The following is a 14,521-nucleotide window of genomic DNA, read 5'->3' as shown; positions in this document are numbered from 1 at the left end:
CTTATTTTACGGCTTCTTTAAGCTTGTTGCCTGCTTTGAACGCAGGTACGTTAGCTTCCGGAATTTCGATCGTTTTGCCGGTTTGAGGGTTGCGGCCGGTACGACCGGAACGTTTGCGGGTTTCAAACGTGCCGAAACCGATCAGCTGCACTTTGTCGCCGCTTGCCAAAGCATCGGTGATTTCGCCCAGGAAGCCGTTCAGTACGGATTCCACGTCTTTTTTAGTCAAGCCGCTTTTAGTCGCGATGTTGTTGATCAGATCTGTCTTGTTCATAAATTATTATCCTCCCAATATACAAAAAAATAAGTATAGGCGCGTCCTTGACGCAGAACATGCGGCAATGCGGACGCCTCTTCATGTTAGGATTTTTGCAAAATCCTTCATGCGTATCATTATTCTTGGTGTAATGCCAAAATTCCTGCCTGATTCCGTCAAAAATTTAGATTCCCCGAGGAAATCCTTGTAACAAAACGTCGATTCGGCGTACCTTTCTCAAATTGACGTTGATTTTTGCGGAGCAGCGCAGACCTTTTAGGCTGATCGAATCCTTATCATACCTGATTTTTCGCCTGTTGCCAAATGGCGTCCATTTCTTCGAGCGTGCTTTCCTGAATCGGTTTGCCTTGAGCTCTAAGCTGTTCCTCGATATAACGGAACCTGCGGACGAATTTGCGGTTTGTTCTGGACAAAGCCTCCTCCGGATCGGCATCCAGGAAGCGTGCGGCATTGGCCGCGGCGAAGAGCAGGTCTCCAAGCTCGCTGATTTGTTCTTCCCGGGAAAACCCCTTGTCGACGGCTTCGCGAAGCTCTGCCAGTTCTTCCTCGATTTTGAGGAACACGTCGCTGATCCGCTCCCAGTCGAAACCGACCTTGGAGGCCTTTTTCTGGAGCTTGTATGCTTTCATGAGCGCCGGCAGATCCCTCGGAATGCCGTCCAGCACGGAAGCCTCTTCCGGATCGATGCCTTTGCGCCGTTTTTCCTCGGCTTTCATCTGCTCCCAATTTTGCAGCGCCGCTTCGGCATCCTCCGCTTCTGTTTTGCCGAACACGTGCGGATGGCGGAAAATGAGCTTGTCGTTCAGCCCTTGAATGACGTCAAAAACGCTGAAGGTGCCGATTTCCTCCTCCATCTGGGAATGCAGCATCACCTGAAGCAGCAAGTCGCCAAGCTCTTCCTGCATATGCTCGGGGTCGTCTTCGTCGATCGTTTCCAGCACTTCATACGTTTCCTCGATGAGGTTTTTGCGGATCGACTCGTGCGTCTGCTCCCGGTCCCAAGGGCATCCTTCGGGACTTCGCAAAATGCCGACGATTTCGTGCAGTCGGGCGAAGGTCCGCTGGCGCAGCATATCATCCTCGCTTTTTGGCACGTAGACGAGGGACAAATTGCCGTAGCCCTCGACGCGGTCCAGCTCGTACAACGGAACCCGGATGATCCGCTCCTGCCCTTCCACGCCAAGCGCGTGGCCGACAATGACCGTGTAGTCGTCCGGATACAGCTCCATCAGCGCAAGCTTGACGTCGGAAGCCGTAAAAGCGTCATATACTTGTCCGATCACGGTATGCAGCTGCGGCTGGAGAAAGCTTGCGTTCAGCCCGCTCGCGTCGAGCAGCTGAAAACCTTCGATCGGGTCGAATCCGAGGCGGACGAACGCTTCGTCCAGGAAGGACTCTCCGCCGAGAATGCTCAGGCCGATCCCTTCGCCGGCGCAGCGGTCGCGGAGAAGCTGCACGGTGGATTCGGCCACCATCGGGTGCCCCGGCACGGCATAAACGATAACGCTGCCGTCCGAACCGGAAGCGGCCTTCTCCATCAAAGCCTCCGCGATAGCGGCGTACACTTCGGGAAACGAATCCTTCGCTTCATAAATATAGTCAAAAGACCGAACCGCAACCTTCAGCTCGTCCAGTACGGACATCATCGGGTGTTCCTTCGTCCGGACGTACACCTCGGACGCCTGCTGCAATTGTTTCACGATGCCGACCGTTAGGCGGTCCGGATTCCCCGAACCCAGGCCGACGATGGTTATGGATGCACTCATCCTTCATTCCCCCGCTCTATTTACCATTCTTCCGGTATTTGGTAGTAGCTATACTATATCATGGCTCTATAACAGAAAAAATATCGGCTCCATGGCGTACGGCTTATGCCAAGAGACGCAGCTTGCGCAGCAGGCCGGCGAGCGGAGCGCCGACCTTGGGCACCATGCGCAGCTCCTGCTCGCTGAGCAGGCGGGTTTGGACGGCGCCGACGAGGAAGACGGCGCCCCCGGCCGCGGCCCCGGCAAGGCTGGCCGCGGCGGCCGTCAGGCGGGCGTGCAGCCCGAGCGCGGACAGCAAAGCGTCCGCAGCGAGCATGGCGGCGCCCGCCGCCAGCGCCAAGCCGGCGAGAATCGCCGCCGGCTTGGCGCTTGCCCGGCCTGCCCGGATCCGCAGGCCGGCCGTGCGGGCGAGCAGCGCGATATTAAGCGCTGCGGCCAGGAAATGCGCGGCGACGCTGGCGATGGCCGCGCCGGAAATGCCCAGCTGCGGAACAAGCAGCAGGTTCAGCAGCGTCTTTGCCGCCGCCGCGGCCAGCAGGTGCAGCGCCGGCGCTTTTACGACGCCAAGGCCCTGCAGCAGGGCGGCGGAAATGATGCTCAGCGCGCTGCCCGCAGCGGTGAAGGCGATCCAGCGGATGACGCCGGTGCCTGTCCCGTCCTCGTACAGCGCGACGTTGATCGGCCCGGCCAGCACCGCAATCCCGATGGACGCGGCCATGCCGACAAGCCAGAACCAGCGCAGCGAAAGACGGCACCGTTCGGCGATCAGCCGCTTGTCTCCGGTCGCCTTCGCTTCCGCCAACGCCGGGATGAACAACACCGACAACGAGGTCGCCAGCATCGTCACCAGCTGCACCACCGGCATGCCGCGGTTGTATATGCCGAACTGAATCATCGCCCCCGCTTCGCCGGCTCCGCCGCTTTTCAGCAGCCGCGGCATGGTGAACGTGTCCGCCAGGTTCACGAGCGAAATGGCGAGCGCACCGAGGCACACCGGGAGGGCATATTTCAGCAGATCCAGCAACAAACGGCCTCCGGACCGCCGGAGCCGTTCCTTCTTGGCATGGGTTTCCGCCTGTGCCCCTCCGGAATGCTTGCCTTTCCGGGCGTACCCCCTCCAGTATCCTCCCATGACAAGCAGGCCTGCGGCCCCGCCGGCCGCCGAACCCAAAAGCGCCCCTGCGGCAATCGTCTCTGCGGAAGCCCCCGCCGACGTCAAATAAACGAGCAGAACGATCATCACCGCGACACGCGCGCTTTGCTCCGCGATCTGCGATACCGCGGTCGGCATCATGTTCTGGTAGCCTTGAAAAAAGCCCCGGAGACCGGTCATCAGCGGGACGAACAGCAGCGCAAGCGAGGAAGCCCGAAGCGCCGGAACGACGCTCTGGTTGCCGATGAGCATGCCGATGAAAGGCGCGCCGAAATAAACGGCGGCACCGAAAAACACGCCTGAACAGATCAACGCGGCGGAGGCGATGCGGATGACTTGCCTGCTCCGGGCGTGCCCGCCCAGCGCCGCGTCCTCCGCGACGAACTTGGCGATCGCCGACGGAAATCCGGCCAGCGCCACCGTGATGATCAACGTATACAACGGATAAACGGTATTGTATATACCAAAAACGGCGTCCCCGCCCATGTTTTGCAGCGGTATCTTTTGCAGCGTTCCGATCAGCTTCGAAAGCACCATGGCGATGCCGAGCACAAACGCCCCTTGCAGTATTTTCGAGGATGTCCCCGGTTCCTTCATGCCTGTTTCCCTACTTCTCCCAAGTTTGTGCAGCCTTAAAGCTTCTCTTCATTATACCTGGGAATACGCGCACATAAAAACTCCCGCTTGTCCGGTGCGGCTGACGATGCAGCCCCGAAGCGGGAGTGTGCCGTTATTACTGCTCCATTTGTTTGCCAAGAAATGCAGCCGCGGTTTCAGCCATTTTGATTTCGAGCTGAGACATTTTGACGGAGTCGTCCTTGCTGAGCAGAATGACCGCTCCAATCGGGTCGCCGCCGGAAACGATCGGCGCGGCCACGAAAGATGACAGCGTTTCCTGATGGTCCTTCGTAATTTCGTAGCTGCCGCAGCCGGTCTCAAGCAGCGTTTTGCGATTATCCATACAGTTTTCGATCGGAGTGCCGATCGGTTTCTCCAGATACTCCTTTTTGGAGCCGCCCGCTACCGCAATATAGGTATCCCGGTCGGAAATAATGGTGGTATGCCCTGTGCCTTCGTAGAGGGATTCGGCATACTCCTTGGCAAAATCGCCAAGTTCTCCGATCGGGGAGTATTTTTTCAAAATCACTTCACCATCGCGGTCTACAAAAATTTCAAGCGGATCTCCTTCGCGGATACGCAGTGTTCGTCTAATTTCTTTTGGGATGACCACTCTGCCCAGGTCATCAATACGGCGGACTATTCCAGTAGCTTTCATTGACATGTTGCCCCGCTTTCTCGAGAAGATTTTTCAACTACTGTTCGGATGGGAAGATGTGTGTCCCAGTAATATAAGTGTGATATCTGACCATAGTATTCATCCTTTCCCATTTCCTTATACATGATCTTGGAATGAATAGTTGCGGTCCGATACAGATTGTACCGCCGGTCCCACCCCGTTTTTTCGGCACGAAAAAACGCGGATTTCTCCGCGTTTGATGCCGCTTAAGCCTTGTCATTTTCCGCTTGTGCCTTCAGCCTTCTCGACTTTCTCCGTGTAAGGCTGCGGAGATTTCCCGTCCTTTGCTTCCGAACCGGTCTTCTCCTTCTTCGCGCTGTCCTCCGGCTGCTTCGCATCCGTTTTTGGCAGATCGATTTTCTGAATAATGTCTTTGAGCTGGTTTTGAATGAAATTGTCGATCTTGGCGGCTCCCAAATTGTATTTGATGATTTCCTTCTGTTCCTTGGTGAGCTGGTCGAAGGTCGTCTCCTTACGGGAATCCACCTTCACGATGTGGTAGCCGAGCGTCGTTTCGAACGGATCGCTGATTTTGTTCAGCGGCAGCGTCAACACCTGCTCTTTGAATCCGTTGATGTTGTACTGGCCGACCGTAAAATTCTCGTACAACCCGCCGTTTTCCTTGGTCGCCGAATCGTCGGAATATGTTTTGGCGATTTCCGCAAAATCCGCTCCCTTGTCCAGCTGGGATTTGACGTCCTTGGCGATTTTGAGGGCTTCCTCCTTGGTGCGTTCCTTTTTGTCGCCGTACTGCAAACCGATCAGCACATGATGAAGGGTTGCGACCGTGTAATCCTGCTTGTTGGCCTCGAATTTATTTTTGATCTCGTCTTCCGTGACCTTGCTGTTCATGTCTTCCATCGCGGTCATCGTCTTGACCAAATAATTCCGCAGGTCTTCTTCCTTCAGGTTTTGGGCCGCCAGCTCTTTTTTGAACTGCTCGTCGCCCATATTTTTTTTATTTTGCTCAATCAGCTGGTCGGCTTGCTTTTCCCCTTCTTTTTTCGAGGAGTCCGCCGCCTTGCCGCTCAAATAGTCGAACGCAATCATCTGCTTGACCAAAAAGTCCTGAAAATAACCGAGATTCACCAACTGGGCGTTTTCCGGAGATGTGAAAGAAATGATCTTTTTCTGGGTTTCAAGCTGTTTCGCCGTGATTTTGCCGCCCTTGTAGGTTGCCACCACTTTGCTCGTATCGTTGTTTTCCGCCTTGTCTTTCGGACTCGCGGAATCGCTTTTTTCGCAGGCAGCCAGTACGGAAAGGATCATGGCCGAGATCACCGTGAACAGGATCGCTTTCCATGCCTTCCTGTTATTGAACGACATCCTGAAGTTCCTCCTTCGATTTAAACAGCTCGCTGATGGCAGCCAGGAAGTTCTCCAGCAAACCCAGCAGCTGCTTGTCGTCGAGTCCCTTGCCTTTGATGCGGATCAACAAATGAGACTCCTGCTCAAATTGTACACGTCTTTCGAACTGATTGCCAACCTGGGCCAGTTTTGCGTTGCTGATTTTTTTCTCCTGGCCTTCGTAAAACTTCAGCATCAGATCGTCGCCGCGCCGGGTAACCGAGTCGATGCCGCACATTTTGCCGTATATTTTCAAACGGGCGACCGCAAGCAGGTTGACCACCGCTTCGGGAAGTTCCCCGAACCGGTCAAGCAGCTCGTCTTCCAGCTCTTTTTCATCGGTGAACGTGCCGACGGCCGCCACCTTTTTGTAAATTTCGATCTTTTGGATGCTGTCATAGATATAATCCGCGGGCAAATAAGCGTCGATCCCGATGTCGATGACGGTATTCCAGGATTTTGACGGCTCTTCCTTCTCGCCAAGCACGCTGATCTTCCGTTTTTTGATTTCCTCGGCCAGCATCTGCGAGTAGAGGTCGAAGCCGACCGACGCGATAAAACCGTGCTGCTCCGCCCCGAGCAGATTTCCCGCGCCGCGGATGGACAGGTCGCGCATGGCGATTTTGAAGCCGGAACCGAGCTCCGTGAACTCCTTGATCGACTGCAGGCGCTTCTCGGCCACTTCCGTGAGCACCTTGTCCCGCTGGTACGTAAAATAAGCATACGCAATCCGGTTGGACCGGCCGACGCGTCCGCGCAGCTGGTAAAGCTGGGACAAGCCCATCTTATCGGCATCATGCACGATCAGCGTGTTGACGTTCGGGATGTCGACGCCGGTTTCGATGATGCTTGTGCTGACAAGCACGTCGTATTCGCCGTCCAGGAAGTCGAGGATCGTTTTTTCCAGCTCCGATTCGGACATTTGGCCATGGCCTACGCCGACTCTGGCATCAGGCACCAGCGCGCTGATTTGGCTCGCCATCTCCTGAATGCCCTGTACCCGGTTATACAGATAGTACACCTGGCCTCCGCGCCCGAGCTCCCGCTCGATCGCTTCGCGAACCAGCGTCTGGCTGTGCTCCACCACATAGGTTTGCACCGGGAACCGGTTTTCCGGCGGCGTTTCGATGACCGACAAATCGCGGACGCCAAGCATCGACATATGGAGCGTGCGCGGAATCGGCGTCGCCGTCAAGGTCAGCACGTCCACGTTGGTTTTCAGCTTTTTCAGCTTTTCCTTGTGGGTCACCCCAAACCGCTGCTCCTCGTCCACGATCAACAGTCCCAAATCTTTGAACACGAGATCCTGGGACAGCAGGCGGTGCGTGCCGATGACGACGTCGACCGTACCCTGGCGGATTCCTTTGATCGTTTCGTTCTGCTCCTTGCGGGAACGGAAACGGCTAAGCACTTGAATGTTGATCGGGTATCCTGAAAAACGTTCGCGAAACGTCTCGTAATGCTGCTGCGCCAAAATGGTCGTCGGAACGAGCACCGCTACCTGCTTGCCCTCCATCGCCGCCTTAAAGGCCGCGCGAATCGCCACCTCGGTTTTGCCGTAACCCACGTCGCCGCAAAGAAGCCGGTCCATCGGACGGTTTTTCTCCATGTCCTTTTTGATTTCTTCAATGGCCCGCAGCTGATCCCGGGTTTCGTCATACGGGAACATTTCCTCGAATTCGCGCTGCTCCGCCGTATCCTTTTCGAACGCATATCCCGGCGTCGCCTGACGTTCCGCATACAGCTTGATCAGGTCATCCGCGATATCCTGCACGGACGAATGGACTTTGCTTTTGACTTTGTTCCACTCGTTGCCGCCCAGCTTGTATACTTTAGGCTCCTTGTCCTCGGAACCGACGTATTTCTGGATCAGATCGATCTGCTCGATCGGTACGGAAAGTTTGTCGCCGCCGGCATATAAAATGTGCATGTAGTCTTTATGGATGCCGTTGATTTCAAGCGTGCCGATGCCCATGTACTTGCCGATCCCGTGGTTTTGGTGAACGACATAGTCGCCGACCTTCAGCTCGGTATAGCTTTTAATGCGTTCGGCATTGTCCATATTTTTGCCGTGCTTGCGGATTTTGCGCTGCTTTTGCGAGAACATTTCACCTTCGGTGATAACCGCGAGATGGATCGAAGGCATTTCGAAGCCGGTCTGCAGGTTGCCCTGCATCATGACAGGCTCCTCGATGTTGTAATCCTGCAGCACGCGCCGCATGCGCTCCAGCCGTTCCTCGCCGCTTGCCAGCATAATGACCTTGACGCCGGATTTATGCCACCGTTCCATCTCCGATTTGAGCACGTTCATCTGTCCATGGAAATCCTGCATGCCGCGGCTGATGAAGTTCAAAATGTTTTGCGGTTGGGTGTGCGGCACCTGGCGCAGGAATATGGACATAAAAATCGTCTGGAAAGGACGATGATAGAGCACCGCTTCGTTTTCCACCGATAGATGCAGCTGCGGCAACGTTTTACCGTTCTGAAGCAAATGCAGATTCCATTCGGCCTCATCGCGCTCGAGTTGTCTTGCCGTTTCCAACAGGCGGGCGGGCTCATCCAGAATCAGTAAGGTGTCTTTCGGCATGTAATCGTACAATGTCTTGCGCTCGGGATAAAGAAGCGAAATATATTTATAGATTTCCGGAAAATAGACATGCTCGCGCAAAAGCTCCATCTCCCGGTTCATCTCCTCGGTCAGTCGAAGCTTGGCCTGACGGTCCGTCATTTTTCCGAGCTGCTCCTCGAGCAAATGTCCGGCGGCTTCCGCGGCTTGGACCAAACGCTGCCGGTCCGCAATAATCTCTTTGCAAGGCGTAATCGTTACTTCCTTCACTTTGTCGATGGAACGCTGGTCCGCCGGATCAAAGGTCCGGATCGAATCGACGTCTTCATCGAACAGCTCCACCCGGTAGGCCAGCTCCGATGTCATGGGGTAGAAATCGACGATGCCGCCGCGCAGGCTCATTTCGCCTTTGCTTTCGACGCGTTCCACGCGTTCGTATCCCATTTCGATCATGCGCAGCATGAAGTCCTCGACGTTCAGCGTCCCGCCGTCCTCGATCCGGATTTGCGAGCCGCCCATCACTTCGGGAGCAGGCAAAAATCTCCGGACGCCGGAAAACGGCGCCACGACAATTCCGGTAAAACCTTGGGCGCATTTCATCAGCACGTCGATCCGCTGGGCCAGCGTTTCGGGGCTGGATACCGCGGATTCGGCGGCTACCAGCTCGTTGGCCGGATAAAGCAGCACGCGATCCGAAGAAAGCGCTTCCTGTAAATCCTCCGCGATTTTTTGCGCAGAAAACATATTGTGGGTGACGATCAGCATCGGCCGCTTGACTTCCTCGACCAATGCCGCCAGCATCATCTGCCGTGCGGAGCCGGACAGCCCTGACACCAGCTGTTCCTTCATGCCGGACTTCACGCCGGCGATAACGGATTGTAAATCCGGATCTTTGGAAAACGCTTCTATTAGTGCTTGTAACAAAAGGGGCACCTCTCTCATGCTAACATTTTACGGATTTCGCAAAAATCCTATCGATATTTAAAATCCGATTTACTGAAAAATTTGCCAATAGGCACGCTCAGGGAATACCGAAAAGAAGCCTCAGCAAAACTGCCGAGGCCCCGATACATCGGGTATCCCCTTTAGTATATTTATTGGAGCGGATTTGTGATTAGGCTCAGCTCCGGATTGTTCTCCAGCGCTTCCCTGCAATAATCGCAGATGACCTTGACGGTAACGTCTCCGCTTAAATCATACGCTATTATATCTCTCCGTTCCGCAGGGGTCAAGGAATGAAAACCGAGCTGCGCGTCGGTCACCAAAGACGAATCAAGACTCCCGAGCTGGGTTCGGCAGTGCCGGCAGATATAATTTATAGCCATCTATATGCCTCCTGAAGGTGATTTATACCCTCATTATGCCCGCCCTGCGCTCGGTTTAGCCCTGTTTTAGGAAAGCATGCCCCGGGCTTTAGCCGTTAAACTTCGCCATTGTTTGCTCATAGGTATGGTCGAGGCTGAATTCCGCCGCATCGCAGGCGCGTTCTATCATGCTTTCGAGCAGATCCTTTTCTTTTTTCGGAAAAGCGGAAAGCACGTAATCCACGACGGCAAAACCGGGCTCCGGACGCGATATGCCCATGCGAATACGGTTAAACGTTTGCGTTCCGGTATGCTGGATAATCGACTTGATGCCGTTGTGGCCGCCGGCGCTGCCCTGGTACCGCAGCCTGATTTTGCCGATCTCCGTATCCAAATCGTCATACACGACGATCATGTCCTCGACTTTGGCTTTGTAATAGTCCATATAAGCCCGAACGGCTTCGCCCGATAAATTCATATACGTCATCGGCTTGATCAGCACGACTTTTTCGGTGCCGATAAACCCTTCGCCGATCAAAGCCTTGCACTTGCTTGGTCCGAATTTGATTCCATGGCGCTTCGCCAAAGCGTCAAGCATCATGAAACCGACGTTATGACGCGTTTTTTCATAATTTGAACCGGGATTCCCCAGTCCGACAATCCATTTCATTTCGTTTCCATTCCTCCATGCGGGGGTATATGGCGAGAAGGGTTATATTTTCCTTCTCTCGCGGAAAACATAACCCTCTTTCGTCGCCATCCATTTATTCGATTTCAAACAGCTTGCTGATCGACAGTTCTTCATGAACCCGGATAATCGCTTCGCCCATAAGCGGAGCTACCGAAAGCACTTTGATTTTTTGGCTTGGGTCAGGGTGCGTGATCGGAATGGTATCCGTCACGATCACTTCACTCAGCGGAGAGTTTTCAAGGCGTTCCATCGCAGGGCCGGAGAATACCGGGTGCGTACAGCATGCGTATACTTCCTTGACCCCGCCTTCCATCAGCGCGTTGGCGCCGAGGACAATGGTGCCGGCAGTATCGATGATGTCGTCGATAAGGATCGCAGTCTTGCCCTCGATGTTACCGATGATGTTCATGACTTCGCTGACGTTCGGTTCCGGACGGCGTTTATCGATAATCGCCAGCGGCGCGTTCAGGAAATCCGCCAGCTTTCTCGCACGCACGACGCCGCCGTGGTCCGGAGATACGACAACGGGATTCTCGATCTGCTTCGACCGGAAATATTGGGCCAAAATCGGCACGCCGAGCAGGTGATCCACCGGGATATCGAAAAATCCCTGAATCTGCATCGCGTGCAAATCCATCGTGATGACGCGGTGCGCTCCCGCTTTTTCAATGAGGTTAGCGACCAGCTTCGCCGTAATCGGATCGCGGGAACGCGCTTTCCGGTCCTGACGCGCATAACCGTAGTAAGGAATCACGACGTTGATGCTTTTGGCGGAGGCGCGTTTCAGCGCATCGACCATGATCAGCAGCTCCATCAAATTGTCGTTGACCGGGCCGCAGGTCGATTGCACCACGTACACGTGGCAACCGCGGACGCTCTCGTTCAGCTTCACCTGGATTTCGCCGTCGCTGAAGCTTGTCGTGTGGGAGTCGCCCATCGGAATCCCGATATAATCGGCTATTTGCTGCGCGAGCTTCGGATTGGAGTTACAAGTAAAAATTTTGAGTTTCGAATCGCAATAAGTCATAAAATAAAAACCCTCCGTGCTGGTTCATTGAATTCATGCCTGTCTCCATTGCCGTTTGAACAATGATGCTGGTTTGGGAAAATAGAATTAATCCTCTATTACTATTTAATCATCCTTTTGGCGCGAATGCTACTGCTTGTCTTTTTTTGCCTTTGCGCGGGCACGGATTTTTTCAGCGTATCCAGGTTTGTTCTCCTGGCGCGTTCTGGCGATGGCCAGATCGTTTTCAGGGACCGAATGCGTAATGGTTGATCCCGCAACCACGTAAGCACCTTTTCCAACCTTCACAGGGGCGATTAAATTCACGTTGCTGCCGATAAAAGCATCGTCTTCGATTTCCGTTATGGATTTATTATACCCATCGTAGTTGACCGTTATCGCACCGCAGCCGACATTGACGTTTTTCCCTACGACCGCGTCGCCGATGTAGCTAAGATGCGAAACTTTCGAACCGTCGGCGATTTTCGCATTTTTAATCTCCACGAAATCGCCGATCTTGACGTCTTCGCCCAACTGAGCCTTCGGACGCAGATATGCAAAAGGACCGACGGTCGTACGGCTGCCGACTTCGGCCTGATCGAGCACGGAATGCTTAATAACGGCGCCGTCGCCGATGGCCGAATCATTGATGTCGCTTTGCGGACCGATTTCGCAGTCTTCGCCGATAACGGTATGTCCTTTGAGTACCGTACCTGGATGAACCACGGTATCGGAGCCGATCTTGACATCTGCGCCAATATAGGTCGACGTCGGATCGATAATCGTTACTCCGTTCAGCATATGGCGCTTGTTGATGCGTTCGCGCATCAAACGTTCGGCTTCGGAAAGAGCCAGACGGTCGTTCACGCCGATCGATTCGGCGTAATCGTCGGTCATGTATCCAAGAACCGTTTCGCCTGCGCCGACCAAAATTCCGATCACGTCGGTCAAGTAGTATTCCTGCTGCGCGTTATTGTTCGTTACTTTATCAAGTGCCGCAAAAAGCTTGGCATTATCGAAACAATACGTGCCTGTATTAAACTCTCGTACAGCATCTTCCTCCGGCGAGCAATCCTTCTGTTCCACGATGCGCAGAACGCTTCCGTTCTCGCTGCGGATGACGCGTCCGTACCCTTTAGGATTTTCCGTATATGCCGTTAACACGGTTGCAGCCGCCTTGTTGCTTTCGTGAAGCTCGGTCAGAGCCTTCAGCGTTTCCGGAGTAACAAGCGGCGTATCTCCGCAAATGACGATCGTTGAGCCTTGTTCCGATCCTAGGAGATCCTTTGCCATTTTTACGGCATGGCCCGTTCCGAGCTGCTGCTCCTGCAGCACGTATTCAGCGGCCTCACCCAGATAAGATTGGACGGCTTCCGCACCATGGCCTACGATAACGACGCTGCGCTCGCAGTCGACTTCTTTTACAGTATCAAGCACATGCCCTACCATAGGTTTTCCACAGACGGGGTGCAGCACTTTGTACAGTTTTGATTTCATTCGTTTACCCTGCCCTGCGGCAAGAACAATCGCCATTCTTTTCAAGGATCTTGACCTCCCACTCTTAAACTCATTTAAGAATATATCGTATTCTCCGCAAAAAGAAAAGAGAGCCATAAGTCTGGCTCTCTTTTCCTTGAACCCCAATTGTGAACCTTAAGCGCCTTCCTCAATCACTTCTTCTTCATTGGCAGCGCGTTCATATTCCGCCAGCACGGCCGTTTGGATCTTCTCCCGTGTACCGGAAGAGATCGGATGGGCGATGTCGCGGAATTCCCCGTCAGGAGTGCGCTTGCTCGGCATAGCAACGAACATTCCATTGTTGCCATCGATGACCCGAATATCATGAACCACAAATTCGTTATCAATGGTAATGGACGCGATTGCCTTCATTCTCCCCTCAGAGTTGACTCGGCGGAGTCTGACATCCGTAATTTGCATGTGTGTTCACCACCTTTTTCCATCAGAGACTTGGTGTATAATTCCACACAGCAGTTCAAAATCCTCTTTTTTGGAGCAACAAAATGTCCTAATTTCAGGAATTTTTTTATAGAAATGAGATTGTCGACAGACTTCGGAACTATTCGTTCCCAAAATGTTCGAATCGACAATTTTCGTCAGGTCCTCGTCCGATCATTTTTTGGTAAAATAGTTGCCCGGTTTTACGTCGATTTCTTTCGTTTTGGCATCGACGTTGGTCAAGGTGGCCAACGAGACGTAGTCATGCAGAAGCCGTTCCTCGGTGTTCACCTCGCCGGATTCCACCAATACGCCCACGCCTGCGACTTCGGCATCAAATTCGGCCAGCAGATCCACCATGCCTTGGATGGTTCCGCCCGCTTTCATGAAATCGTCCACGATCAGAACTTTGGACTTTTCCTTCAGGGCACGCCGCGAAAGCGACATGGTATGGATGCTCTTATGCGAGCCTGACACGTAATTGATGCTCACAGCCGAGCCTTCCGTAACCTGATGGTCCCTGCGAACCAGGACGACCGGCAAATTCAACTGGGCCCCGGTCGCATATGCGAGCGGAATCCCTTTGGTCTCTACCGTCATCACGACGTCGATCTCCTGATCGGCAAAGGCGGTGGCGAATATTTTGCCCGCCTCGTTCATTAAAGACGGTTCTCCGAGCAGATCCGACATGTACAGGTAACCTCCGGGAAGGATCCGGTCTTTTTGCTGCAGCTGGCTGCACAGCTCCTCCGCAAATACCAGCGCCTGGTCCTTCGGAATCTTCGGAATAAACTTCACGCCTCCTGCGGCTCCGGCCAGGGTCATCAGTTCTCCCATGCCTTCGTCCTCGAATACCTCCTTGATGATCACCAGATCTTCACTGATCGAGGATTTGGCAGCCCCGTACCGGTCGGCAAACGTGGTGAGCGGGATTAAAGTATGAGGTCTGGACAGCAGATATTGGGTCATCTCGACCAGACGCGCGCTTCGTTTTAATTTTTTCACGAAAATTCCTCGCTATCACTTTATTCATGAACGATGGCCGGGCCAAAACGCCATTGTTTGGTCAAGCCATCCTTTTTTCGTTTCTCCATGTGCAAAATCCGAATAAACAGTATAAATATAGCATTTTTGTACGTGTTTGTACAAGGATATCCT

At 53.7% G+C, this 14,521-nt stretch carries 12 protein-coding genes; all 12 read right to left on the bottom strand.

The window, feature by feature from the left end; genetic code table 11:
- Position 1 precedes the first annotated feature (1 nt).
- Positions 2-274 (bottom strand): HU family DNA-binding protein, encoded by a 273-nt coding sequence (locus tag GQY55_RS29230; RefSeq protein WP_160045442.1) that lies wholly within the window; start codon positions 272-274, stop codon positions 2-4.
- 278 nt (positions 275-552) lie between these two features.
- Positions 553-2,043, bottom strand: a complete 1,491-nt coding sequence (gene mazG / locus GQY55_RS29225) for a nucleoside triphosphate pyrophosphohydrolase (protein ID WP_160045441.1) — start codon at positions 2,041-2,043, stop codon at positions 553-555.
- A 103-nt stretch (positions 2,044-2,146) separates the two neighbouring features.
- Positions 2,147-3,793, bottom strand: a complete 1,647-nt coding sequence (locus tag GQY55_RS29220; RefSeq protein ID WP_160045440.1) for a putative polysaccharide biosynthesis protein — start codon at positions 3,791-3,793, stop codon at positions 2,147-2,149.
- 136 nt (positions 3,794-3,929) lie between these two features.
- Entirely contained in the window at positions 3,930-4,472 is a 543-nt protein-coding gene (spoVT, locus tag GQY55_RS29215) for a stage V sporulation protein T (RefSeq protein ID WP_160045439.1), read from the bottom strand.
- Between the two features lie 237 nt (positions 4,473-4,709).
- Positions 4,710-5,819, bottom strand: coding sequence for a peptidylprolyl isomerase (locus GQY55_RS29210; protein WP_160045438.1), 1,110 nt, complete (start codon positions 5,817-5,819; stop codon positions 4,710-4,712).
- The gene (gene mfd / locus GQY55_RS29205) at positions 5,806-9,330 is read right to left on the bottom strand and encodes a transcription-repair coupling factor (protein WP_160045437.1); all 3,525 of its coding nucleotides are present in this window, start codon (positions 9,328-9,330) and stop codon (positions 5,806-5,808) included. The genes GQY55_RS29210 and mfd overlap by 14 nt, the downstream gene beginning before the upstream one ends.
- A gap of 170 nt (positions 9,331-9,500) precedes the next feature.
- Positions 9,501-9,731: an anti-sigma-F factor Fin family protein gene (locus GQY55_RS29200; protein ID WP_160045436.1), complete on the bottom strand. Its 231-nt coding sequence runs from the start codon at positions 9,729-9,731 to the stop codon at positions 9,501-9,503.
- Positions 9,732-9,819: 88 nt separating this feature from the next.
- Positions 9,820-10,380, bottom strand: a complete 561-nt coding sequence (gene pth, locus GQY55_RS29195) for an aminoacyl-tRNA hydrolase (protein ID WP_160045435.1) — start codon at positions 10,378-10,380, stop codon at positions 9,820-9,822.
- A 94-nt stretch (positions 10,381-10,474) separates the two neighbouring features.
- Positions 10,475-11,428 carry a ribose-phosphate diphosphokinase gene (locus GQY55_RS29190; RefSeq protein ID WP_160045434.1) on the bottom strand — a complete coding sequence of 318 codons (954 nt, stop codon included), beginning with the start codon at positions 11,426-11,428 and terminating at the stop codon, positions 10,475-10,477.
- A 129-nt stretch (positions 11,429-11,557) separates the two neighbouring features.
- Positions 11,558-12,940 (bottom strand): bifunctional UDP-N-acetylglucosamine diphosphorylase/glucosamine-1-phosphate N-acetyltransferase GlmU, encoded by a 1,383-nt coding sequence (gene glmU / locus GQY55_RS29185; protein ID WP_201452268.1) that lies wholly within the window; start codon positions 12,938-12,940, stop codon positions 11,558-11,560.
- 120 nt (positions 12,941-13,060) lie between these two features.
- Positions 13,061-13,345 (bottom strand): septation regulator SpoVG, encoded by a 285-nt coding sequence (spoVG, locus tag GQY55_RS29180; protein WP_036712730.1) that lies wholly within the window; start codon positions 13,343-13,345, stop codon positions 13,061-13,063.
- Positions 13,346-13,537: 192 nt separating this feature from the next.
- Positions 13,538-14,368: a pur operon repressor gene (gene purR, locus GQY55_RS29175; protein ID WP_160045432.1), complete on the bottom strand. Its 831-nt coding sequence runs from the start codon at positions 14,366-14,368 to the stop codon at positions 13,538-13,540.
- Positions 14,369-14,521 lie beyond the last annotated feature (153 nt).

The organism is Paenibacillus sp. USDA918EY (assembly GCF_009870825.1).
Lineage (GTDB): Bacteria > Bacillota > Bacilli > Paenibacillales > Paenibacillaceae > Paenibacillus_AQ > Paenibacillus_AQ albilobatus.
Note: the sequence above shows the minus strand (reverse complement) of the source record. Positions and strands in the feature narration are given on the sequence as shown.